This window comes from Mycobacterium sp. P4_H6, from assembly GCF_056400845.1.
In genome coordinates this window covers 1-19,309 of record NZ_JBFUKN010000111.1, presented here as the reverse complement: position 1 = coordinate 19,309, position 19,309 = coordinate 1, and the positions used below count along the sequence as shown (strand labels likewise).

Below are 19,309 nucleotides of genomic sequence, written 5' to 3'. Positions count from 1 at the left end.
GTGCGACGCCATGCTGTCCAATGACAAGAACATCATGAAACTGCTGCGCCACAACCCTTTCCGGGAACAGCCGCCGACCTGCGTGCGTGCCGTCCTCTACCGATACCGATTCACCACCCCGAGCGAGTTGATCCGGGACCGGGCGTGGTGGCACCGCGAGCTCGTCGGTGGATACCTCGCGCCGGTCAGCCCAGCGCTGCGACCTGGGCGACCGTCAACGCCGAGGTGAGCCGCAACAGATCCCGCGGCCGCGACAACTGCAGTCCGGTCAACTCTTCGAGGCGCTTGATCCGCTGGGCAACCGTGTTGGGATGCAGATGGAGTGCGGTCGCGGTGGCGCGACGGTCCAGGCTGTGCTCCAGGTGCACGCGCGCGGTGTGGATGAGCTCGGTCTGCCGGGCCCGGTCGTAGTCGAGGACGGGGCCGAGCACGGTGCGCGCGAACGCGCGCAGCCGTTGCGGATCGTCGAGCTGCAGCAGCAGATGGTCGATCGTCACATCGGCCATGTCGATCACGGTATTCGCCCGTGCATCGGCCGCCAAATTCATTGCACCGCAGAGAGTTCGGTAGGCATCGGGTAGATCGTTCACCGTGCCGGTGGCGGAGACCGCGGCCACCGCGAACTCGACGGCCCCGGCTGCGGACAGGTGGCCGACGAGTCTGCGGGCCAGGTCCGCAGCGGCTGTGTGCGACTCCGGTGAGCACACCAGCACCAGATCTCCGCGGAACAATGCGGCCAGCGGCCGGGGTGCGATATCGGCGGCGAACCGGTCGGTGATCGCGAGAACCCGCTCGGCGCGTTCATGTTCGGGCCAGCGGGTGGTGATCAAGGTCTGGCTGCCCGACAGGTCCCAGCCGAGACGCCGAGCCCGGTCGAGTAGCGAGCTGGTTGCCGCGACATCGGTGAAATCCGCAGTCAGCAGGTCGGCGAGCAGTGAGCCGCGCAGGCGTTGTTCCACCTCGGCAGCGGTGCGGGCCCGCAACAGTTCCAGCGCGGTGACCACCGCGGCGTGTTCCACCGCGCGGATATCGAGCGCCGACAGCGCCGTCTCACCCGCGACCTGTATCCGGGCCACCACCGCGCCGTCGAGGACGACGCCGGATTCCCAGTGATCGTCGACCGGGGTGACGGTGGGGCTGAGATCGCCGCCGTGGACCTCGTCGATCAGCACGGCCCGGCCGAGCAACTCGGCCAGTGCGTCGGCGACTCCGGCGACGCCCTCGCCGCGAAGCGCGGTGGCCATCAGCAGCCCGTGCACCTCCTCGGCGCGGCGGAGTTCCCGGATGGTGGCCTGCTCCTGGGCCCGCAGTTGTGCGGTCCCCAGTGCGATGGCCACCTGGGTCGCCAGCGTGGTGACGAGGCTGACCTCGGCGGCATCGAAGCTGTGCGGCCCGGTGCGGTAACCGTTGAGCGCACCGACGATCGCGCCGGCCCGGCGCAGCGGCACGGAGATCAGCGCCCGGTAACCCTGTTCGTGGGCCACCCCGCCCCAGCCGAACCCGGGCACCAGCTCGATGTCCTCCAGGGTCACCACCTCGCCGGTGCGGAACGCGATGCTGGTCGGGGCCTCCTGTTCGCCGTGGACGTCCAGCAGGATCGGGCGGTCGGCATTGACCTGCGCGATGTAGTCGCCGGACAGGCCGTGCGACCCGACGATGGTGAGCGCCGCGCGTGCGTCATCGGGCAGGAACACCGCGCAGAAGTCGTAGCCGAGCAGAGTGCAGGCGGTGCGGGCCACCCGGTCCAGCAGCTGTGCGACGGGCTCATCCCCGCCGACGGCCTCACCGATACCGGCCAGCGCGTGCAGCCAGCGTTCCAGGATCGGGTCATCCTGGTGGTGTGTCTGATCAGACATAATCTCCAGCATAAGTGTGTGCCTGACAACATTGCCCGACCGGTTGCGCCACGAGCATCGTGTTCTGGTGATCACCGTCACAAGACACCGTTCGAGGAGAGTGCCGATGCGCAGAACTGCCAAAGCTCTGATGGCCCTGGTGGCCGCTGCCGTCTTGGCGCTGACCGCGGCGTGCTCGGCCGGCCTTGGTGGGCCCGCGTCCTCGCGGTCCGCCCAGGACGGCGTCATCCGGTTCACCTTCGCGCCCGACCCGATCTGGGACTACATGCACGACGCCGGCATCGTCGAGGAGTGGCAGCGCGACACCGGCTACACCATCGAGACCAGCGCCACCTGGGACGAGTTCGGCCTCTTCGCCGGCGGGCACGCCGACATCATCTCCACTGCTTCCTTCGAGGTGCCCGGCCTGGAGGAGCAGACACAGCGCGAGACGGTCATCATCGGGCGCTACAACGCCGAGCGCAGCCGCATCATGGTCCGTACCGATGATCCCGCCCAGTCGCTGGAAGACCTGCGCGGCCGGCGGCTCGGGGTGTTCACCACGGTCTCGGGGACGCTGGTGTGGAGCGCGCTCATCAAACAGATGCACGATATGCAACTACTGGACGGCGATTTCGACATCGTCGTCGCCGACATCCAGAACCTGTCGAACCTGTTGGCGCGCGGCGAGATCGACGCGTGCATCTGCTATCCCGACCTCTCTGCGAGGGAGCTGCGCAGCGGCGCGGTGCGGGCGCTCTACGACGGGAAGTCCTCGGCGGACCTGTTCGCCGAACTCAACGCGCCGGGCCACGACGGTCCGATGGGCAACGTGTTCGTCGCCCGCAAGGACTGGGTCGACGGCCACCCCGGTGAAGTGTCGGCCTTCCTGGATCTGTGGGACCGCGGCCTGCGGGAATGGCAGCAGCACCGCGACGTCATGATCGAGCGCTACCCGCAGCACTTCGCCGTCTCCACCCCGGAGGACATCGAGTTCATGAAGGAGTATGTGGCCGAACATGACTGGGTGGTCGACGAGGTTCGCTTCGACCAGAAATGGGCGGATGACGAGAGTTCGATCTTCGACCTGATGCGTACCACCGGCGTGATCGGCGACGACATCACCGATCCGCAGTTCCTGCCAGCAGAAGGAGTCCACCAGTGACCCAGACCGTCACGGCGCGGCCGGCCCAGCGTGAACCGCGCGACACGCCGCCACGAGCCGCCGTCCACCGACCCTGGGGGAGTCGCCGCTGGCTGGTGTCCGGGCTCGCCCTGATCGGCGCGGTCGGACTGTGGGCGCTGGCCGCGGTCATCGTCAACGACCCCATCCTGCCGAACCCCGCCGACGTCGCGGACCGGGTGCTCGCGATCGTCGTTTCCGGTGAGGCGCTCACCAACTTCGCGGCGAGCATCGGCAAAATCGCAGCAGGATTTGCCATCGCCATGGTGATCGGATTGCTCATCGGATTCGCCATGGGCCGTTCGAAATTCATGACGTCCTATTTCTCGCTGCCGTTGTTCGTGCTGGGCAACATGCCCGGTCTGACCTACGCGGTGTTCGGCCTGCTGATCTTCGGTGTGGGCGCCGGCGGACCGATCGTGGTGTCCGCGCTGGTGGCCACCCCGTTCATCGCGATGAACGTGGCCGAGGGGGTGCGGTCGGTGGACGGGAACCTGCTGGCGATGTGTCACGCCTTCGAACGCCGGCGGTCCGACATCCTGCGCCACCTCTATCTGCCCGCGGTGACGACCTTCGTCTTCGCCGGTGTGCGTTACGGGTTCGCGATGGCGTGGAAGGTCGAGGCACTCACCGAAGTGTTCGGCGCCAGCAGCGGAGTCGGGTTCATGATCCGCAAGGCCTACCAGGAGTTCCAGGTCGACGACATGCTCGCCTGGACCGCGCTGTTCATCATCGCGATGGTGCTGATCGAACGTGGCCTGGCCCATCTGGAGAATCGCTTCTTCGCCTGGCGGAAGGAAATCGCATGACCACCCTCACCTCCTGGCAGCGCCAACTGCGCAGCCAGAGCAGTTCCGCGGCAGCCGTTCTCGCGGCGCTGGCGACCATCATCGGGGCCTGGCAGCTCGCGGTGATCGTCGGCAACCGGGTTCCGTCACTGGCCGAAACCATCGGCAGGCTCGGCGCCGAAGCCGCCATCGGCGAGCTCTGGGGCAACCTGGCCATCAGCATGAACCGGTTCCTGCTGGGACTCGTCGCGGCGCTGGTCGTCGGCGCGGTCATCGGCGTGCTGATGGGACTGTCCAAGATCGCCGACCTCGCCTTCTCCGACCTGAATGCGGCGGCGCTGGCCATCCCGGCGGTGATCTGGGCGCTGCTGACCACCATGTGGTTCGGGTTCGGCTGGCTGACCCCGGTCGTCACGGTCTTCCTGTCCGGGCTGCCGTTCGTCGTCGTCAACATCGCCAAGGCCACCAGGGCGRTGCCCGCCGACCTGATCCTGATGGCACGGGCGTTCGGGGTGTCGCGTACCCGGGTGTTGCGCGAGATCGTTGCGCCCGCGGTCGCCGGATCTACCGTGGCCGCAGTGCGTTTCGCGATCATGAGTGCCTGGAATGGCCTGCTCCTCGCGGAGTGGTTCGGGTCTACCTCCGGTGTCGGGTGGCGCTCGCGCTACTGGTACGACGCCAACCAGCTCGACGGCTTCCTGGCCTGGGTGCTGGTCTTCATCCTGCTGCTGGTCATCGCCGACCTGCTCATCCTCGGCCCCATCGAACGCCACGCCACCCGCTGGCGTACCGCCTAGAAAGAGAGCGACACCATGGCCTCCATCGAAATCCAGAGTCTGGTCAAGGAATTCACCGACCGGCGCGGCGACGTCACCCGCGTGATCGACGGCATCGACCTGACCATCACCGGCGAGACCTTCGTCTCGGTCGTCGGGCCGTCGGGCAGCGGAAAGACCACGCTGCTCAACATCGTCTCGGGCATCGAGACCCACACCTCCGGCAGCGTGCGGCTGCGATCAGGCGGGCGCGACGCCCGTGTCGGCTATGTCTTCCAGGACCCCCGACTGCTGCCGTGGCGCACCGTGATGGCCAACCTCGGCTTCGTCCAGCACGAGCGGGACGGCTGGCAGCAGCGCGCCGAACACTATCTCGACCTGGTCGGGCTGAGCCACTGCGCCAACAGGTTCCCCGCCCAGCTGTCCGGCGGTCAGCAGCAGCGCATCGGTATCGCGCGGGCCTTCGCCGTCGAACCCGATGTCCTGCTGATGGACGAACCGTTCAGCCATCTCGACGCCATGACGTCACGGACCCTGCGCGAACATCTGGAACGCATCTGGCTGGAATCCCGGCGCACCGTCATGTTCGTGACCCACGATGTGACCGAGGCGGTGCAACTGTCCGACCGCATCGTGGTGCTGGCTCCCGGCGGCCGCGTGCACGAGGTCATCGACGTGGACCTGCCCCGGCCACGCCGGGCGTCCGATCCCGCCGTCGCGGTGCTGCAGGCCGAGGTGCTGGCCCGGTTCGAGGCGCTCGAAGCGATGGGAGTGGCATCGTGACGCTGCGCACCGGCCCCATCGACGTCCACGCACACTGGTTGCCGCAGGAGCTGTTCGGGCTCGCACCGGGATCGCCGTTGCCCGCGCTGCGGGACCGCGACGGCGAGCTCTGCCTCGGCGAACTCCCGCTGTCCATCGAGACGGGCGCGATGAGCGATGTGACCCGGGTGCTCGCCGACACCGATGCGGCCGGCCTGGGCTCCCGGGTGCTGTCCGCGCCGCCGTTCGCATTCCCCGTCGCTCACGCCGACGGTGTCGACGATTTCGTCGGCGAGTTCAACGACGCACTGGAAAAGGTGTGCCGCGACAACGCGGACCGGCTGCTCGGCCTGGGCCTGGTCACGCTGCACGACCCGGACGCGGCCCGCAAACAGATCGAGACGATGGCGTCTGCGTCGGTGATCCGCGGTATCGCGGTGCCTCCGCTGCTCGGCGGCACATCGTTCGACGTGGATCCGATGCGTGAGATCCTCACCGCCGCAGCCGAGAACGACATGGCGGTGTTGGTGCACCCGATGCAGCTGCCGCGCCCGGAATGGTCGTCGTACTACCTGGCCAACCTGATCGGCAACCCCGTGGAGTCCGCGACGGCGGCCGCCGCGCTGACCCTGGGCGGGGTGCTGGACGCGCTGCCCACGCTGCGGATCGTGCTGGTGCACGGCGGCGGGTGCGCTCCGGGGATCGTCGGCCGCTGGCAGCACGGCTGGGATCAGCGCGCCGACGTGCGGGCCGGGAACAGCAGGCCACCGCGGGAGGCGTTCGCCGACCTGTGGTTCGACACCCTGACCCACGATGTTGCCGCGCTCGAACTGCTGCGCGCACAGACCGACCCCACCCACCTGATGTGCGGGAGCGACTATCCGTTCGACATGGGAACGCCTGACCCGCTGGGGCTTCCGCGTGCGGCCGGTATCGACGACACCGCGCTGGAGACCAATGCCCGGGCATTTCTCGGGCTCGACAACGCAGGAGAGAGCGCATGACCGAGGCGAAGAAGAACTGGGCCGGTCACCGGGCACTGGTGATCGGTGGCTCGATCGGTGGTCTGACCGCAGCGCTGTTGCTGCGCAGGGTCGGTTTCGACGTCGACGTGTTCGAGCGCACCCCGACATCGCTGGATGGGCGCGGCGGCGGGATCGTGCTGCAGCCCGACACCCTGCGCTGGTTCGTGGAATGCAGTGACCAGCATCCGGAAAATGTCAGCACCTCAACCCATTTCGTGCAGTACCTGGGACCGGACAACGAGATCCTGCACCGTGACCCGGCGCCTTGGAGCTACACCTCCTGGGGCACGTTCTACCGGGCGCTGCTGTCCGATTTCGGCACCTCGCACTACCACCTGGGTGAGTACGCGGCCGGATACGATCAGGACTCCGACGGTGTCGAGGTGCGGTTCACCTCGGGCCGGTGTGAGCGGGCCGACCTGGTGGTGTTCGCCGACGGGATCAGCTCGCCGAGCCGGCGCCGGATCTCACCGGGATCCACGCTGGAGTATTCGGGCTACGTCGGCTGGCGTGGCACCGTGCCCGAAAATCAGGTCAGCGCAGGGACCTTCGACCTGCTCCATGATGCGATCAGCTACAGCGTCGCACCGCACACCCACATCAACGTGTACCCGATCCCGTCCGGAGACGGCGGACTCGGTGTGGGGGAGCGCCTGCTGAACTATGTCTGGTACCGCAACGTCGCCGAAGGCCACGAGCTCGACGAGCTGATGACCGACAAGCGTGGCTTCCTGGCGGGGGTGTCACTGCACCCGGGCCAGGTGCAGGACCGGTTCATCGACGAGATGCGTGCGGCGGCACCGGAACTGCTGGCTCCGGCGGCAGCAGAGGTGGTACTGCGCACCGAACAGCCCTACCTGCAGGCGGTCTACGATGTGCAGGCGCAGCAGATGGCGACCGGACGGGTCGCGCTCATCGGTGATGCGGCCAGCGCTGCGCGCCCGCACGCCGCCGCGGGCACCGCCAAGGCCGCCGCGAACGCCTGGGCTCTATACGACGCGCTGTCCGACAGCGCCGATATCTCCGAGGCACTCGCCAAATGGGAGCCCGGCCAGCTCGAGCTGGCGCACAGCCTGATGCGCCGGGTCAAGGAGATGGGCACCCGCTCGCAGGTGGACTGCACCTGGGTGCCCGGCGACCCCGACAACCGGTTCGGCCTCTACGGCCCGGGCCACTGACAAGGAGACAACGATGACCACAAACAACCCCAGGGTCGCTTCGCTCCTGCCCGCCGGAGCCTTCCTCACCGACGCCCCGCTGGCCGGCACCCTGATCGCCACCGATTTCGAGGGCTGGAGCGATGAGCTGCGCGCCGAGTTCGACGCCTACTCCCACGACGGCTACGTCGGCTCCCGGCTGCTGAGCCAGAACGAGCGGGTCCGGGTGTGGGAGATCCGGCTGGCACCCGGGGAGCGCTGGCATGCTCATCGGCACGTGCTGGACTACTTCTGGACCGCGGTCAACGCCGGTCGCAGCCGCCAGCACACCTCCGACGGCACCACCCGGGACGTGTCCTACGGCGCCGGTGAGACCCGGCATTTCACCTTCGCGGCGGGCGAGTTCCTGTTGCACGATATCGAGAACGTCGGCGACACCGACCTCGTCTTCACCACGGTGGAACACCTCGACTCGGCGAACGCACCGCTGGACGTGTGAAATGGGGGCATGACCGAGAAATTCGATCCGCATGCGCTGCTGGCCGAGGCGAGGCTCGGGGTGCTGGCCACCATCAAGTCCAGCGGCGTCCCGCAGCTGTCGCCGGTGACACCGTTCTACGACCGGACCGCCGACGTGATCTACGTGTCGATGACCGAGGGCCGCGCGAAAACGACGAACCTGCGCCGTGACCCGCGCGCGGCGTTGGAGGTCACCAGCGCCGACGGGTGGGCATGGGCGACGGCGGAGGGGCCAGTCACGCTGACCGGGCCGGGTGCCAATCCGCACAGCCCAGAGGTCGAGGCGCTGGTGGATTACTACCGCAGCGCAGCGGGTGAGCATCCCGATTGGGATGAGTACCGGTCGGTGATGGTGTCGGACCGCAGGGTACTGATGGCACTGCGGGTGGAGCGGGTGTACGGCGAGAAGCTGCGCTAGCCGAATTCAGCGGCGGACCGGATGGTCCGCCGCCGAACGAGATCAGCTGGTGAACGTGTCCTTGATGTTCTCGCCGACCTTCTTGACGCCCGAGACGCCCTGGTCCTTCTTGCCTTCGGCCTTCAGTTCGTCATTGTTGGTGACGTCGCCGACGACCTCTTTGGCCTTGCCGATGGCGTCCTCGGCTGCGTTCTTGGCCTTGTCCACGATTCCCATGTTCGTTTCCTTTCTGGGGGTTACGTCTATTGGTCGTAACCGGACCTCGGAACCGCACGCGCAGTGGGGCGTGAGGCTGCTCACAGGTGCCTCAGGTGATGCGCGGGATCTCCGCGTTGATCGCGTTCAGCAGCGCCGGGTAGCGCTTGGCCTCCGGGTGCCCGCTCGGTTTCCCGCTGCTGACCACCGCCACCGAGAGCGCCCGCTGCGGGTCCGCCCACATCGCGATATCGGTCAGCCCGGTGTGCCCGAACGCACCGTCCGCGTCACGGCCGAACGGCCCGAAACGCCTGGACCCGAGCATGTATCCGGTGCCCCAGCGCATGGGCGCCAACCCGGTCGCGAGGTCGGGACGCAGCCGCCGCGCTTCCTTCGTCGCGGCGCTTAATGTCTCGGGTGAGAGCACCCGCACGCCGTCGAGTTCGCCGCCACGGCGCAGGATCTCGGCGAAGCGGGACAGCTCGTGGGCGTTGGACACGGTGTTCGACGACGGGACGACGCCGGTGAGGAACTCCGGGGTGTTCGAGAACGGGATGATCTGCTGCGGGGTGCCGCCGACCGCGGTCTTGAACGCCTTGGCGATCGGGGCGGGTAGCGGTTTGCCGGTGACATGGCTGGGCGCCACCAGCGGAACATCCTGTGCCGCAACACCGTAATTGGTCCAGCGGAACCCCAGCGGGTCGAGGATCTGCTCGGCGAGGATGTCGCGGATGCTACGTCCCGTTGCCGCGGAGATGATCTCGCGCATCAGCGGGCCCCACGTCACACCGTGGTAGATGTGCACCAGGCCGGGCGGGTACACCGGCTTCATCCGGCCCAGCATGTCGCGGGCGTACTCGCTGTCGTCCATCCGTTTCAGATCCGGTTTCGGCCCGGTCGCGAACGGGATGCCCGCGCTGTGGGTGACCACGTGGCGGATGGTGGTGCGGTCCTTGCCGTGGCTGGTGTAGTTGGGCAGGTAGTCGCACACCCGGTCTTCCAGGGAGAAGTTGCCGCGTTCGACGAGCATGTGGGTGACGGTGGTGGTGATCGCCTTGGCCGTCGAGTACACGCAGAACGGCGTGCTGGTGCTGACCGGAATCTGTTCGGCGTCAACGGGATCATCCGGACCGTTGCCCCAGCCGTGGCCGATGGCGCGGTCGAGGATCACCTTGCCGTTGCGGCGCAGGCAGACCTGGATCGCCGGATGCATACCGGCGGAGTACCAGTGCCGGGCCGCCGCCCAGATTCGTTCCACCGCTGCGGAATCGACCTCGGAATGGTCTTCCTCCGCGCGGTCGGTGACGGCGTCGAGGTCGGCGGGGACCCGGATGCGTCGGTCGTCGGTCACGGTTGTTCCTTTCGCAGCACGGCGGCGAGGTGATGCTGCAGCGGTTGGCCGACGGCAGCCATCCGCACCGTGTAGCTCAGATGGTCACCGCGCAGGGTGAGGGTGCGGGACAGGGCGGTGACCTCCTTGGCTGATGCCGAGCGCCCGATGGTGGAGGTGAGTTCCATGGTCACGGTCCCGTCGCCGGCGATGTCCAGCGGGCCCTCCAGCACCTCCACGATGCCGGTGGGGTGCGCCAGCAGCCATTCCACCCGCCCCGGTGCGGGGACCCGGACGTAGCCGGTCTCGGCGTGCAACGGCCGGCTGTCGTCGACGGCCTTGGTGCGCTGGGCGTAAGCCAGGAACGGCTTGCCGATATGGCCGAAGGTGACGGTCTCGGAATATCCGAACGTCTCGATGGTGGGGTATTCGCCGGTACCGGACCCGGTCCAGGTGCCCAGCAGGGGAGCGAGTACCGCCACCGCGGGGTGCAGGTCGACCATGGGGCCAACGTTACGTCGGCCTGATGAAAGTGGTGTACTGGCGCCGTTATGACCTCAGATATCGCACTCGTCACGGTCGCGGAGCGCCCGCATCCGGCCCGATTGTCCAAGGCGTTGTACCCCGTGACCGGGCTGGCGCTGGCACGCTACGGCGATATGGACGCCAACGGTCACGTGAACAATCTGGCCCTGGAGTCCATGCACGAGAACGCCCGCGCCGAGTTCAACGAGGCCACCTTCCCCGGTATCTATGACCCCGCGACCCGCACGATCCGGCTGGTCACGGCCAACAATGTCGTGCACTTCCTGGCCGAGGTGCACTGGCCGTCGACCATCGAGACCGGGCTGGGCATCGGACGCCTGGGGCGGACGTCCTACGTGGTGTCGACAGCGTTGTTCGTCGGCGAGGACTGCGTCGGGTTGTGCGACACCGTCCTGGTCATGCTCGGCGACGACGGCCCGATACCGATCCCCGAGCAGGCACGCGAACTACTGGGTGCGCACCTGCTCCGGGGGTAGCCCTACAACGCCGCGTCCGCGGCGCCCAGTGCGCTGTCCAGGATCGCCAGCCCCTCGGCCACCTCGTCGTCGGTGATGTTGCAGGCGGGCACGGCGTGGATGCGATTGAAGTTCGCGAACGGCAACAGCCCTCCGGACTTACATGCGGCGATGACCGCGTTCATGGCGGGACTCGAGCCGCCATAGGGCGCCAACGGTTCACGCGTCTGCTGGTCGGCGACCAGCTCGATGGCCCAGAACACCCCGAGGCCTCGGACCTCGCCCACGCAACGGTGCTTGGCGGCCAGCTCACGCAGGCCGGGGCCGAGCACATCGGAGCCGATGCGCTTGGCATTGGCCACCATCGCCTCGTCCTCCATTGCGTTGATGGTGGCCACGGCCGCCGCGCAGGCCAGCGGGTGACCGGAGTACGTCAGACCACCCGGGTAGGCCCGATCGGCGAACGTGGCGGCGATCTTCTCGCTGATCGCCACGCCACCCAGCGGGACGTAGCCGGACGTGACGCCCTTGGCGAACGTGATCAGATCCGGCGTCACGCCGAAGTTCTGGATCGCGAACCACTCACCGGTGCGGCCGAATCCGGCCATCACCTCGTCGGCGATCATCACGATGCCGTACTTGTCGCAGATCTCCCGCACCCCGGCCATGTACCCGGGCGGCGGGACCATGATGCCCGCAGTGCCGGGCACCGACTCCAGGATGATCGCGGCGAACGACGTCGCACCCTCGTGCTGGATGAGCCGCTCGAGGTACTCCAACGCGCGGTCGGATTCCTGCTGCTCGTTCTCGGCATGGAACGACGAGCGGTACAGGAACGGGCCGTTGAAGTGCACCACGCCGCTGCTGGCGTAGTCGTTGGGGTAGCGGCGCGGGTCACCGGTCAGGTTGATCGCGGTGTCGGTGCCCCCGTGGTAGGAGCGGTAGCGCGAGAGCACCTTGTAGCGGCCGGTGTGCAGCCGTGCCATCCGCACCGCGTGCTCGACGGCGTCGGCGCCGCCGTTGGTGAAGAAGACCTTGTTCAGGTCGCCCGGGGTGCGCTCGGCGATCAGGCGGGCCGCCTCCGAGCGGGCGTCGTTGGCGTGCTGCGGCGCAACCGTGCAGAGCTTCGCGGCCTGGGCCTGGATGGCCGCGACGACCTTCGGGTGCTGATGCCCGATATTGGTGAAGACCAACTGACCGGAGAAGTCGAGCAGCTTGTTGCCTTCACCGTCCCACACGTAGGAGCCGTCCGACGCCACGATGGTCATCGGCTTGATCTGCGCCTGTGCCGACCAGGAATGGAAGACGTGCGCACGGTCCAGTTCGTAGGTGTGGGCCGCTTCGGCCCGCGCGTCGTCGACGGTCAGTCCATTGGGCAGCAACGCGGTGCCCTCGTCAATCACACTCATATCGACAAGTCTCTCACTTGTTCTCGGGGAAGCCGAGGTTGATCCCGCCGTGCGACGGATCCAGCCAGCGGCTGGTGATGGCTTTCTGGCGGGTGAAGAAGTTGACACCGTCCATGCCGTGGGCGTGGCTGTCGCCGAACAGGGAGGCCTTCCAGCCGCCGAAGCTGTAGTAGGCCATCGGGACCGGGATGGGAACGTTGATGCCGACCATGCCGACCTCGACTTCGTTCTGGAAGCGTCGGGCGGCGCCGCCGTCGTTGGTGAAGATGGCGGTGCCGTTGCCGTAGGGGTTGGTGTTGATCAGTTCCAGCGCCTCGTCGTAGGTCTCGACGCGCAGGACCGAGAGGACGGGGCCGAAGATTTCGTCGGTGTAGACGCTCATCTCGGGGGTGACGTTGTCGAGCAGGGTGGGGCCCAGCCAGAACCCTTCGGCGCCGCCATCGGGGGTGACGTTGCGGCCGTCGACGACGACCTTGGCGCCGTCGGATTCGCCGGCGTCGATGTAGGAGGCCACCTTGTCGCGGTGCGCCTTGGTGACCAGGGGTCCCATATCGGAGTCTTTGGTGCCGTCGCCGACCTTGAGCGGGGTGGTGCGTTCGGCGATCTTGGCGACCAGGTCGTCGGCGACGGGGCCGACGGCGACGCAGGCCGAGATGGCCATGCAGCGTTCGCCTGCGGAGCCGAAGCCGGCGTTGACCATGGCGTCTGCGGCCAGGTCGAGGTCGGCGTCGGGCAGGATGACGGCGTGGTTCTTGGCTCCGCCGAGGGCCTGCACGCGCTTGCCTGCGGCGGTGCCGGTGGCGTAGACGTACTGCGCGATCGGGGTGGACCCGACGAAGCTGATGGACTTCACCTTCGGGTTGGTCAGCAGTTCATCGACGACCGTCTTGTCGCCTTGGAGCACGTTGAACACGCCGTCGGGCAGGCCCGCTTCCTTCCACAGTGCGGCCAGCCACAGCGAGGCGCTGGGATCTTTCTCCGACGGCTTGAGGATGACGGTGTTGCCGGTGGCGATGGCGACCGGGAAGAACCACATGGGCACCATGGCGGGGAAGTTGAACGGGGAGATGATGCCGACCGGACCGAGCGCTTGGCGGATGGAGTACACATCGACCTTGGTCGAGGCGTTCTCGGTGAACCCGCCCTTGAGCAGATGCGGTATACCGCAAGCGAATTCGACGACTTCCTGGCCGCGGGCGACCTCGCCCAAGGCATCGGAGACGACCTTGCCGTGCTCGCTGGTGATGATCTCGGCGAGCTCACCCTTGCGCTCGTTGAGCAGTTCGCGGAAGGCGAAGAGCACCTGGGTGCGCTTGGCCAGCGAGGTGTCGCGCCAGCCCGGGAAGGCCGCCGCGGCGGCATCGATGACAGCGCGGGCGTCCTGCACGCTGCCCAGCGCCACCTGGCCGGTGACCTGGCCGGTCGCCGGGTTCGTGACCGGAGCGGTCTTGCCGGCGGTCCCTTCGAAGAACGTGCCGTCACTCCAGTGCTGAACGGTGGCCTGCATCGCGATGAGCTCACTTTCTGTCGGGTTGTCTTCGAGTCTGGGGGTCTGCCACGCAGTTCGATCGATACACAGCGTCTACGCTTTGTCTGTTGGGATTACACTGTGTAAATGCAGCTCACGGTCGCCGAGGTGATTGCGCTGCCGGTCATCCAGGCCGGTGACCCCGAGGTGCTCAGCGCGCACCGCTTCGGCGAAACCATCCGCTGGGTGCACGTGAGCGACGTGCCCGACCTGTCGGCTCTGGTGCAGGGCGGTGAGCTGGTGCTGACAACCGGTGCGGCGCTGCGTGATTCACCGCGCCGGTACCTGAGCGGGATGGCTGCGGCCGGAGTGCTGGGGGTGGTCGTCGAGATCGGCGAGACCGATCTGGACGCGGGCATGGGGGCCATCGCCGCCGAGTTCGATCTGGCGCTGGTGTCGCTGCACCGGCAGGTGCGATTCGTCGAGGTGACCGAGGCCGTGCACCGGCTGATCGTCGCCGACCAGTACGAACGGGTGGACTTCGATCGCCGCGTGCACGAAACCTTCACCGAGCTCAGCCTGAAACGTCCGTCCGCGGCGGGCGTCGTCGAGGCCGCCGCCGCGATCCTCGATGAACCCGTCGTGCTGGAGGACCTGACGCACCGGGCGCTGGCGGTGTCGCTGCGGGGGCGTCCGGCGGATCTGCTGCGGGACTGGGAGCGGCGTTCACGACTGCGTGCGACGGCCGAAGAGTGGGCGGTGACCGCGGTGGGACCACGGGCCGAACAGTGGGGCCGGCTGATCGTCCCGCAACCGTCACCGGATCCGGACCGCACCCGGATGGTGCTGGAGCGCGCCGCGGTGGCGTTGGCGTTGCAGCGGATGATCGAACGCGACCGCACCGGGCTGCACCATCAGGCCCAGAGCGGACTGATCGACGATGTGCTGCGCGGGCGTATCACCGATGAACGGGAGGCCGCGGCCCGTGCGCATGCGCTGGGTCTGCGCTCGGCGGCGCGGTACACACCCGTGGCGGTCCGAGTGGGACGCGCGACCGCGGCGACGGATCCTGTTGCCGCACAACGCCGCAATGCACTGCTGGTGGATACCGTCCTGCACACCGTCAACGCCTCGGGCCACGCCGGCCTGTGCGCGCTGCGCCGAGACGGAGAGGTCGGCGCGGTGCTGGCACTCGGCGTGACCAGGCCGGAGGACGATGCGCTGGCCGCGCTGGGGACGGCGCTGCGGATCGAGATCGCCCGGGTGGACGGCACCGCCGGCGCGGTGCTCGCCGTCGGGCCTGCGGTGGAGGGTGTGATCGACGCGGTCACCGGGCTCGGTGAGGCCGCACACATCGCCGAGGTGGCGCTGGCCATGCGCGGCGAGCCGAGACCCTTCTACCGCGCCGCGGATGTCCGGTTGCACGGGCTCATTTCGCTGCTGCGCGACGACCCACGGGTCCAGACCTTCGCCGAGACCGAACTGCGGGCCCTGCTGGCCGGCGACCCGGCGCATCTCGATCTGCTGCGCGAGTACCTGAAGCTGGCCGGCAACAAGGCCGCCGTCGCCGCCCGCCTGCACATCAGCAGGCCTGCGCTGTACAAGCGGCTCGCGGCGGTGCGGTCGGCGCTCGGGGTGGACCTCGATGACGGCGAGTCGATGACCTCACTGCATGTCGCGCTAATGGTGCTGGATGCGCAGGGGCGCGGGGTACTGTCCTGACATGGCGGGTGGGGGGACAACCGTGCTGGAGACCGTGCGCAGGATCTTGAGTTACGAGATGCAGATCTCGGAGTGGATCGGTCTGGCGATTCTGCTTGCCATCCCGTATCTGGTGATCGGAACCGTCTGGGCCTTCACGCATTCCGGGCCATTCCTCGGCTCGGTGCTGGCCTGGCCCCTGCTGTTCCTGTACAGCCTGTGCGGATTATGACCGGCTTCCTGAGCCGGCCGGTCAAGGTCGAGGCCATGATCGAGACGCTGATGTGGCTGGCGGTGCCCTACATCGTCATCGGACTGGTGTTCACCATCGCCAATCCCGACGATGTGCGCGCCCTGGAGAAGCAGGTACAGACCCAGCTGCCGGCCGGCGCGGATGTGGCGTCCTTCGGCGCGACCACCCTACTGTGGCCGATGATGCTGATCACCGGTCCAGTAGAGGAGCACTGCAATGTCGGATGACGATCTGTCCGATTTCGAACAGACCGATTTCACCCACGACGGTAAGACCCGCACGGTGTACCGGAAGGGCACCGGCCCGGCGGTCATCGTGATCTCCGAGATGCCCGGCATCACGCCCAAGGTTCTGGCCTTCGCGCGCCAGGTCGCGGGCATCGGCTGCACCGCGGTGCTCCCGCATCTGTTCGGGGTGCCGGGCCGGGATCCCAATGGCAGCAACCTGTATGCGCTTCGTACGCTGGGAATGTCCATGGTGCCTGCCTGCATCAGCAAGGAATTCGTCACCCTGGCCACCGGCCGCACCTCTCCGGTCGTCGGATGGCTGCGGGCGCTGGCCCGCGCCGAGCACACCCGGTGCGGCGGACCGGGTGTCGGGGCCGTCGGCATGTGCTTCACCGGTGGCTATGCGCTGGCGATGGCGACCGACGACGTACTGCTCGCGCCCGTGCTGTCCCAGCCGTCGATGCCGACGGGGCTCACCGAGGCGCAGCGCCGGTCGATCGACATCTCGCCCGCAGATCTGGAGATCGTCAAGGGGCGCTGCGCCCGCGGATTGACGGTGCTCGGATTGCGGTTCGACTCCGACAAACTGGTTCCCCCCGAGCGTTTCGAGTTCCTGCGCGAGCAACTCGGCGACGCCTTCGTCGCGGTGGAACTGACCGGCGCGGCCGCCAATCCGAACGCCATGATGCCCCCGCATTCGGTGCTCACCGAGCACCTGATCGACGAACCGGGACAGCCGACCAGGGTCGCGCTCGATCAGGTGCTGGACCTGTTCCGCAGCCGCCTGCTCGTCACCGCCTGACGCGGCTCAGCCGGCGCAGACCCGGTCGGGGATGAGACTGCGGCCGCGATGTGTTGTCACCTACATGCTCACCACAAGACGATTCGTGCAGTCGGTCGTCGCCTCCGCGGCCGCCCTGGTCGCCATCGCCATCCCGACTGTCGCACTGTTACAGGACGGACCGGTGCAATTCCCGATCCAGATCACCATCGCGGATCCGCTGCCCTAACCTGACCGGCCGCCCCCGGGACGGTCATCGGGCCCGTCGTCCTCGACGGTGGCCAGGGCAGGTGACAGCAGCAGCCGCATCTGGTTGCCGCCGGACTTGCGCGCCTCATACATCGCGTTGGTGCCGATCGTGACGAGCTCGTCGAGCACATCGTGAGATCCCTGACCGGTCAACGGTTTCAGCGGGGTGCTGATCACACCGAGGCTCGCCGTCAGCTGGAACGGCGCCGATTTGATGGTGCCCAGGATCCGCTCGGCCAGCGGGGTGGGGTCCGGCGTGGTGAACACATCGGCCACCAGATATTCGGCCTCACCGAGAGCGCCGATCACGGCGTCGCCACGCACCGTCTCGCGCAGACGCTGACCGATCGCGACGCGGGCCTTGTTGCCGCCGGCCTTGCCCGACATGGCGGTCAGCAACGAGAAGCTGTCCAGGTTCACCACGATGAGGATGAGATAGCGATCGTCGCGGCGACTGCGTGACCCGATCAGGGTGGCGACACTGTCATAGAAGCTCTGCCGGTTCGGCAGGCCGGTCAGCGGTTCGATCTCCCCGTGCGGCTTCTCCGAACCGATGATCCGCAGCACCAGCTCACACCCGAACGCGACGAACGAATTGATCAGCGCGACAAAGACGACGCTGGCCAGCGCGAGCGCGTAGTCGATCTCCACCAGGCGCCAGGCCAGTACCACCAGGGTGGCCGTCTGGACCGCCCAGATCGGGCCGAGCCAGGCGCGGGAGTGGAAGAACACCGCGTAGGCCGTGGTGACGGTGAACGCCGCCGAGCTCAGCAAGCCCAGAACCGGATCGGGCTCCAGCAGGCACACGGTGGCGATGAGGACGGTGCCCAGGATCAGACAGAAGTGCGACTGCCGCCGGGACGGCCAATCCGAACGCAACCAGACGAAGGCCATCACCGCGCACGTGACGAACAGCAGGGCCGCGATGACCGGTCGGTACGGCTGCTCGGACGTGGTGGCGGCGACGATCACCACCACCGACATGGCGCCGAGGCTTGCGATGATCCAGGCGACCACCCTGCAGGTGGCGACCTGCAGATCGCGGGCCGCCAGAAACGCTGTCAACCACTCGTAGTGGTCGCCGCCATGTCGCCACCGCGAAGGGTTCACCACAGCCCGGCGCACCCGGAACCGGGCCGTGCACATCTACGCCCCCACAGCATCAGCGAACGGTACCAGCACAGTCGCCGCTAGCCTGGCCCTATGGCATCCCGATGGACGACAGCACGACTTGGCGATCTGACCGGCCAGACGGTCGTCGTGACCGGAGCGACCAACGGTGTCGGGCTGGCCACCGCGGCCGCCCTGACCCGGGCCGGCGCCCACGTGGTGATGGCGGTGCGCAATACCGAACTCGGGGCACAGCGCGCGGCCGAGATCGGCGGGCACACCTCGGTGCTGCGACTCGATCTGGCGGACCTCTCCTCGGTGCGCGCATTCCCCGGGCTGCTCGACGATCAGGGCATCGATGCGGTGGACATCCTCATCAACAACGCCGGGACGCTGGCCGAGAAGCGCGCCGACACCGTCGACGGTTTCGAGACGACCATCGGCACCAACCTGCTCGGGCCGTTCGCCTTGACCAACCTGCTGATCGACCGGGTGCGCTCGCAGATCATCAATGTCGGTTCGCAGGCCCACGAGTCGGCGACGCTGCACCTCGATGATCTGCATATGCGGACCCACAAGTGGACGGTGATGGGCGCCTACGCCCAGTCGAAGCTCGTGGTCATGCTGTGGGGCCTGGAACTGGACCGGCGCCTGCGGGCCGCCAAGTCGCCGATCATCAGCCACCTGACCCATCCGGGATGGGTGGATTCGAACCTGCCGCAGCTGTCGGATTCGCCGCTGATGGGGGTGGTGCAGCGCGGCGTCAAACTGGTGGCCGGCGCGTTGGCCAACGACCCCGCGGCCGGCGCGGCCACCACGCTGTACTGCATCACCGAGCCGATCCCGCCGGGCAGCTACGTCGGGGTGGAAGGCCGGTTCGGTCTGCGTGGGGGTCCGGTGCTGATCGGGCGTTCGGCGCTGGCATGTGACTACGCGACGGCCGCCCGGGTCTTTCAGTTCGCCGAGCACGAAACGGGTACAACACTTCCGGTTGCTCAGCCCAGCCGTTAGCCCGGCCATAACGAAGCTGTCACCTGCCGGTGGGACAGTCACCATGTGACCGCCGACCTCGATCACGGAATCGTCGAGCGGTTCCACCGATTCTGCGAGCGGGTGGCGGCG

22 protein-coding genes and 1 pseudogene are annotated in these 19,309 nt (G+C 67.7%); 16 read left to right on the top strand and 7 right to left on the bottom strand.

Going from position 1 to position 19,309, the window contains the following annotated elements; translation table 11 throughout:
* Positions 1-229: pseudogene (locus AC1DTF_RS29135) on the top strand (lipase maturation factor family protein); the annotation flags it as partial.
* Here the strand turns inward: AC1DTF_RS29135 and AC1DTF_RS29130 are convergent.
* Positions 186-1,856 (bottom strand): helix-turn-helix domain-containing protein, encoded by a 1,671-nt coding sequence (locus AC1DTF_RS29130; protein ID WP_477476562.1) that lies wholly within the window; start codon positions 1,854-1,856, stop codon positions 186-188. The pseudogene AC1DTF_RS29135 and the gene AC1DTF_RS29130 sit on opposite strands and share 44 nt — an antisense overlap.
* Positions 1,857-1,962: 106 nt before the next feature.
* Between AC1DTF_RS29130 and AC1DTF_RS29125 the strand changes: the two genes are divergently transcribed.
* Genes AC1DTF_RS29125 through AC1DTF_RS29090 form a run of 8 tightly spaced genes read left to right on the top strand, consistent with a single transcriptional unit; the run spans position 1,963 to position 8,463 of the window.
* On the top strand, positions 1,963-3,000 hold the full coding sequence (locus AC1DTF_RS29125; RefSeq protein WP_477476561.1) for an ABC transporter substrate-binding protein: 1,038 nt from the start codon (positions 1,963-1,965) through the stop codon (positions 2,998-3,000).
* Positions 2,997-3,827 carry an ABC transporter permease gene (locus AC1DTF_RS29120; RefSeq protein ID WP_477476560.1) on the top strand — a complete coding sequence of 277 codons (831 nt, stop codon included), beginning with the start codon at positions 2,997-2,999 and terminating at the stop codon, positions 3,825-3,827. Before AC1DTF_RS29125 ends, AC1DTF_RS29120 begins: the two co-directional genes overlap by 4 nt.
* Complete coding sequence (locus AC1DTF_RS29115; protein WP_477476559.1) at positions 3,824-4,603, top strand: ABC transporter permease; 780 nt, start codon at positions 3,824-3,826, stop codon at positions 4,601-4,603. Before AC1DTF_RS29120 ends, AC1DTF_RS29115 begins: the two co-directional genes overlap by 4 nt.
* Before the next feature lie 15 nt (positions 4,604-4,618).
* Positions 4,619-5,365, top strand: coding sequence for an ABC transporter ATP-binding protein (locus AC1DTF_RS29110; protein ID WP_057168125.1), 747 nt, complete (start codon positions 4,619-4,621; stop codon positions 5,363-5,365).
* The gene (locus AC1DTF_RS29105) at positions 5,362-6,348 is read left to right on the top strand and encodes an amidohydrolase family protein (RefSeq protein ID WP_477476558.1); all 987 of its coding nucleotides are present in this window, start codon (positions 5,362-5,364) and stop codon (positions 6,346-6,348) included. Before AC1DTF_RS29110 ends, AC1DTF_RS29105 begins: the two co-directional genes overlap by 4 nt.
* Complete coding sequence (locus tag AC1DTF_RS29100; RefSeq protein WP_057168126.1) at positions 6,345-7,547, top strand: FAD binding domain-containing protein; 1,203 nt, start codon at positions 6,345-6,347, stop codon at positions 7,545-7,547. The genes AC1DTF_RS29105 and AC1DTF_RS29100 overlap by 4 nt, the downstream gene beginning before the upstream one ends.
* 13 nt (positions 7,548-7,560) lie before the next feature.
* Positions 7,561-8,025 carry a cupin domain-containing protein gene (locus AC1DTF_RS29095; protein ID WP_477476557.1) on the top strand — a complete coding sequence of 155 codons (465 nt, stop codon included), beginning with the start codon at positions 7,561-7,563 and terminating at the stop codon, positions 8,023-8,025.
* Between the two features lie 9 nt (positions 8,026-8,034).
* Positions 8,035-8,463: a PPOX class F420-dependent oxidoreductase gene (locus tag AC1DTF_RS29090; RefSeq protein WP_477476556.1), complete on the top strand. Its 429-nt coding sequence runs from the start codon at positions 8,035-8,037 to the stop codon at positions 8,461-8,463.
* A 42-nt stretch (positions 8,464-8,505) separates the two neighbouring features.
* On the opposite strand, the gene AC1DTF_RS29085 is transcribed toward AC1DTF_RS29090, so the two are convergent.
* The 3 genes from AC1DTF_RS29085 to AC1DTF_RS29075 form a co-directional block, all read right to left on the bottom strand.
* The gene (locus tag AC1DTF_RS29085; protein ID WP_057168129.1) at positions 8,506-8,679 is read right to left on the bottom strand and encodes a CsbD family protein; all 174 of its coding nucleotides are present in this window, start codon (positions 8,677-8,679) and stop codon (positions 8,506-8,508) included.
* A 91-nt stretch (positions 8,680-8,770) separates the two neighbouring features.
* A complete protein-coding gene (lipE, locus tag AC1DTF_RS29080; RefSeq protein WP_477476555.1) occupies positions 8,771-10,009 on the bottom strand; it encodes a lipase LipE in 1,239 nt (412 codons plus the stop codon).
* Entirely contained in the window at positions 10,006-10,491 is a 486-nt protein-coding gene (locus tag AC1DTF_RS29075; protein WP_057168131.1) for a peroxynitrite isomerase, read from the bottom strand. The genes lipE and AC1DTF_RS29075 overlap by 4 nt, the downstream gene beginning before the upstream one ends.
* A gap of 48 nt (positions 10,492-10,539) precedes the next feature.
* On the opposite strand from AC1DTF_RS29075, the gene AC1DTF_RS29070 reads away from it, so the two are divergent.
* The gene (locus AC1DTF_RS29070; RefSeq protein ID WP_057168132.1) at positions 10,540-11,010 is read left to right on the top strand and encodes an acyl-CoA thioesterase; all 471 of its coding nucleotides are present in this window, start codon (positions 10,540-10,542) and stop codon (positions 11,008-11,010) included.
* 2 nt (positions 11,011-11,012) lie between these two features.
* On the opposite strand, the gene AC1DTF_RS29065 is transcribed toward AC1DTF_RS29070, so the two are convergent.
* Both AC1DTF_RS29065 and AC1DTF_RS29060 read right to left on the bottom strand, forming a co-directional pair.
* The gene (locus AC1DTF_RS29065; RefSeq protein WP_477476554.1) at positions 11,013-12,398 is read right to left on the bottom strand and encodes an aminotransferase class III-fold pyridoxal phosphate-dependent enzyme; all 1,386 of its coding nucleotides are present in this window, start codon (positions 12,396-12,398) and stop codon (positions 11,013-11,015) included.
* A 13-nt stretch (positions 12,399-12,411) separates the two neighbouring features.
* Positions 12,412-13,905: a CoA-acylating methylmalonate-semialdehyde dehydrogenase gene (locus AC1DTF_RS29060; protein WP_477476553.1), complete on the bottom strand. Its 1,494-nt coding sequence runs from the start codon at positions 13,903-13,905 to the stop codon at positions 12,412-12,414.
* Positions 13,906-14,013: 108 nt separating this feature from the next.
* Here AC1DTF_RS29060 and AC1DTF_RS29055 point away from each other — a divergent pair, with 108 nt between their 5' ends.
* The 5 genes from AC1DTF_RS29055 to AC1DTF_RS29035 all read left to right on the top strand — a co-directional run bounded on the left by AC1DTF_RS29055 (position 14,014) and on the right by AC1DTF_RS29035 (position 17,057).
* A complete protein-coding gene (locus AC1DTF_RS29055; RefSeq protein ID WP_477476552.1) occupies positions 14,014-15,588 on the top strand; it encodes a PucR family transcriptional regulator in 1,575 nt (524 codons plus the stop codon).
* A gap of 1 nt (position 15,589) precedes the next feature.
* The gene (locus AC1DTF_RS29050) at positions 15,590-15,799 is read left to right on the top strand and encodes a hypothetical protein (RefSeq protein ID WP_235571257.1); all 210 of its coding nucleotides are present in this window, start codon (positions 15,590-15,592) and stop codon (positions 15,797-15,799) included.
* Positions 15,796-16,047, top strand: a complete 252-nt coding sequence (locus AC1DTF_RS29045) for a hypothetical protein (protein ID WP_057168136.1) — start codon at positions 15,796-15,798, stop codon at positions 16,045-16,047. Before AC1DTF_RS29050 ends, AC1DTF_RS29045 begins: the two co-directional genes overlap by 4 nt.
* The gene (locus AC1DTF_RS29040) at positions 16,037-16,849 is read left to right on the top strand and encodes a dienelactone hydrolase family protein (RefSeq protein WP_477476551.1); all 813 of its coding nucleotides are present in this window, start codon (positions 16,037-16,039) and stop codon (positions 16,847-16,849) included. Before AC1DTF_RS29045 ends, AC1DTF_RS29040 begins: the two co-directional genes overlap by 11 nt.
* A 64-nt stretch (positions 16,850-16,913) precedes the next feature.
* On the top strand, positions 16,914-17,057 hold the full coding sequence (locus tag AC1DTF_RS29035) for a hypothetical protein (RefSeq protein WP_477476550.1): 144 nt from the start codon (positions 16,914-16,916) through the stop codon (positions 17,055-17,057).
* On the opposite strand, the gene AC1DTF_RS29030 is transcribed toward AC1DTF_RS29035, so the two are convergent.
* Entirely contained in the window at positions 17,054-18,223 is a 1,170-nt protein-coding gene (locus AC1DTF_RS29030; RefSeq protein WP_477476549.1) for a GGDEF domain-containing protein, read from the bottom strand. The two genes, AC1DTF_RS29035 and AC1DTF_RS29030, sit on opposite strands and share 4 nt — an antisense overlap.
* Positions 18,224-18,280: 57 nt before the next feature.
* Here AC1DTF_RS29030 and AC1DTF_RS29025 point away from each other — a divergent pair, with 57 nt between their 5' ends.
* Positions 18,281-19,198, top strand: coding sequence for an SDR family NAD(P)-dependent oxidoreductase (locus tag AC1DTF_RS29025; protein ID WP_057168140.1), 918 nt, complete (start codon positions 18,281-18,283; stop codon positions 19,196-19,198).
* The last annotated feature ends 111 nt before the right edge of the window (positions 19,199-19,309 follow it).